Genomic DNA, 3,547 nt, shown 5'->3' with positions numbered 1-3,547 from the left:
TCCTCCCGTGCCGTCGGCAACCGAGCGGCGCTGGCCGATCACCACGCCGGTGAAGGTCTGGTTGATGTGCATGCCGTGGTGCTGCTCACCGTAGGTATTGAAGCCGATCACCCGGTGCCGCCTGAGCATGCGCGAGGCCTCATCCTCCAGTGCCAGCGCCTCGATCTCCATGCGCCGCAGGAAGCAGTCGCAGCCGATGGTCAGCGCGGGCGGCCCCAGGCGCGCCTCCACCTCGGCCAGGCGCTGCTCGAGCTGCTCGAGAATCGGCGTGGCCTGCATGGCGGTGAGCACGATGCCGGTCTCCACCGCGCAGTAGAAACTCAGGCTGGCATCGTCATTCACGCGCTGGATGGAGCGCACGTAATGCGCCTCGCCGATGCGCACCGCCAGCGGACAACGCGCGAAGACCGCCTCCTCCAGCGCTTCGGGCGCGACGCCGGCCAGCCGCGCATACTCCTCGGCGGCGGGTTCGGCATTCAGCTCCAGCACGCGGCGCGAATCACGATCCACCGCCGTCACCACCAGCTTGTCGGCCAGCGGCGTGAGGTGATGGGTGCTGATGACCTCGAACGGCAGCCGCGTATTGACCACCACCACGACCGCCGCCTGATCATGGAAGACACCATCGGCGTAGACATAGGTGTGCGACAGGCGATTGTCATCCCCGGCGGAGCCACCGAAGGCGGGAATGCTGCCTAACGCCGCATCCAGCGTCGCCAGCACCTGCTCCTCGCTGCTCGAGAGCCCGTCGAGCAGCGTCAGCGCGAAGCTGTTGCCCATCACCGGCGCCACGGCCTGCTCGCGACAACGCGCCAGCAGCTCGTCACTCAGCGCCTGGGCACGCGGAAGATCGAAACCGCTCAGATCATCGATCAGCACCTGCGCCAGCGCGAAGTCACTGCGCGCAAGGCCGATGGCGGTGATGGAGCCGCGCGCATAGCCCGCGGGTGTGATCTCGCCGGCGGTGGTGCAGCCGCTCACCGGCACCTCGCCGAAGGTGGCGGCCAGCGCCTGGCCCAATGCCGCCAGAGGATAATCCGCCGAGCAGAAGAACAGCACTCCGCCGAGCCGCTCACGACTTCCCAGCGCCAGATCAAGCATTCGGGCAAGCTCGGCCACCGCCGCCTGCGGGTCCTTGAGCTGACTGGCCGCCGTGGCCAGCGCCACGGCATGCATCTCGCTCTGTGGCTGCGCCCTTTCCTTCACGCGACTACTGACGTCCGTCATGTCCCCTCCTCCCGTCGAGCGCGGCGGAGCCGGAGATGACGATCATCCGTCGGTGTCCGGCCTAGAGCACCAGCCCGCTGGCTCTCACCACGCGTCGTTCAATGGCGCCTTCCAGCGTCTCGCGGCGGGTTCCCGCCAGCGTGACCCGTGACTTGGCCCGCGTGATGCCGGTGTAGACCAGCTCACGGGTCAGAATCGGATTGGCGCCCTCAGGCAACACGAATAACACATGGCGGAACTCGGAACCCTGCGACTTGTGGACCGTCATCGCGAAGACCGTCTCCACCGCCTCGAGGCGTGACGGCAATACCGCGCGTACGCCACGGTGGAAGCGCTGGATGTCGGTGTCCTGCCCATCACGCTCGGTGTCTGGCGTCGCCTCCTCCTCGACCGGGAAGAACACGCGCAGACGCCCCCCGGCGGCGGGGTCCGGCAGGGTGATGCCGACATCGCCGTTGTAGAGCCCCAGCGCGCGGTCGTTGCGCGTCACCATCACCGGGCGACCGGCGTACCAGCCGCGCTCGTCGGCGATCAGGCCGCGCCGCATCAGCACCCGCGCCACACGCTGGTTGAGGCCATCGACGCCGTAGGGGCCACGGCGCAGCGCGCACAGCAGCTGGAACTCGAGCAGCAGGTCGATCACCTCACGCGCCGGGCGCCGCTCACGCACGGCCTCCAGCGCCGGGCGGTAGCCGTTGACCACCAGCTTCTCGAGATCGCGGTCCTCCGGGCCACTGAGCTTGAGCCAGGCGATGTCGCGATAACCGGCCTTCCAGACATCGCGCAGCGCCTGACGATCCCCGGCGTTGCTGGCGCGTGCCAGCGCGCCGATGCCACTGTCGGCAGAGAAGCGATAGCTCTTCTGCAGCACCACCACGTGATCGGCGAGTCGGCCGCGTGTCGCTGATGTTTCCTCCAAGTCCTGGCCATCAGGCGCGGCGATGGCCTGTTCCAGCGTTTCGCCGGTCAGGCGGCTCAAGTCGGCACACAATGCCGGTGAGTAGCGCGGCGGCAGCGCATGCTCGCAGAGATCGCCCAGCACGGCGCCGGCTTCCACCGAGGCCAGCTGGTCCTTGTCGCCAAGCAGAATCAGGCGGGCGTGGGCGGGCAGCGCGCCGAGCAGTGCGGCCATCAGGTCGAGATCGACCATCGAGGCCTCATCCACCACCAGCAGATCCAGCGCCAGCGGGTTGCCGGCGTGATGGCGGAAGTGACGCGAATCCGGCCGTGCGCCCAGCAGGCGGTGCACGGTGCTTGCCTCGCGCGAGATGGCGGCGCGTACCACGTCTGGCACCTCGAGCTTCGCCACCGCCCCCCGGATCGACTCCGACAGCCGCGCCGCCGCCTTGCCGGTCGGGGCGACCAGGCGGATATCCAGCGCCCGCCGCTCGTGCGATTGGGCTGTCTCTTCGCTCTCCAGCTCGCCCTCTGCACCGTCAGCGCCACCCGCCAGCGCCTGAGCCTGCAACAGCGCCAACAGGCGCGTGACGGTGGTGGTCTTGCCGGTGCCGGGGCCGCCGGAGATCACCGTCAGGCGCTGACGCAACGCCAGGGCACAGGCCAGCTTCTGCCAGTCCGGCTCGCCGTGCGGGTCCGGCTGATTGCTGGCGAACAGCTCGCGCAGACGCTCGCCCAGCGCATCACTGACCCGTGTCTCGCCCTCCTCGCTTGGCCCCATCCGCGCACGCAGCCCCGCCGCGACTTCACGCTCGGCCTGCCAGTAACGGCGCAGATAGAGGCGCTCGCCCACCAGCACCAGCGGGCGCAGCGGCAGATGGCCTGCCGGGGAATCGGCCTGCGCAAGCACGCTGACCAGCCGTGATGCCGCCAGTTGCTCGGCCCAGCGCCCGGCATCGAGATCCGCCAGGAAGGCCTCCGGCAGGGCCACGCTGACCTCGGCCAGATGCGCCTCGGACTGCTCCAGCGGCGGCAGCGACAGGGTCGCGCGTGGCTCGGCCAGTGCCCGCGACAGCGACAGGCACACATGCCCGCGCCCCAGTTGATGGCTGGCCAGCGCGGCCGCCAGCAGCACGCTGGCCGGGGCCTCCGGCACATGGCGCGCCATGAAGCGCACCAGATGGGCATCGACGCGCCTAAGCCAGCCCAGCTCCACCCACAGGCCGAGCGTGGCGAGCAGGGTGTCGGCAGTCGGGGCGTCAGGGGCAGCGCTGAGCTGCTGCGTTGGCACAGACATGGTGTCAGACATCGAAGTCCCCCTGCTGGCCGCTTTGGGTGAGTGGCGAGGTGTCGGTGGTGTTGAGGAGCAGGCTATCCAATGCGGAGCTGTCGCCGCCCAGCCAGAGATCCAGCGCCTCGATCA

Annotated in this window: 2 protein-coding genes; both read right to left on the bottom strand. The window is 69.3% G+C overall.

The window, feature by feature from the left end; genetic code table 11:
- Window positions 1–1,176, bottom strand: a 1,176-nt coding sequence (gene nosP / locus AC4FAH_RS09155) for a nitric oxide-sensing protein NosP (protein WP_490245929.1), incomplete at its 3' end; no start/stop codon positions are given.
- Between the two features lie 112 nt (window positions 1,177–1,288).
- On the bottom strand, window positions 1,289–3,421 hold the full coding sequence (gene recD / locus AC4FAH_RS09150) for an exodeoxyribonuclease V subunit alpha (protein WP_286987390.1): 2,133 nt from the start codon (window positions 3,419–3,421) through the stop codon (window positions 1,289–1,291).
- Between the last annotated feature and the right edge of the window lie 126 nt (window positions 3,422–3,547).

It is taken from the genome of Cobetia sp. (assembly GCF_983723665.1).
Note: the sequence above shows the minus strand (reverse complement) of the source record. Positions and strands in the feature narration are given on the sequence as shown.

Bases quoted from the DNA above. Each gene is read 5' to 3' on its own strand.
- recD (WP_286987390.1), bottom strand. From the start codon at position 3,421: ATGTCTGTGCCAACGCAGCAGCTCAGCGCTGCCCCTGACGCCCCGACT.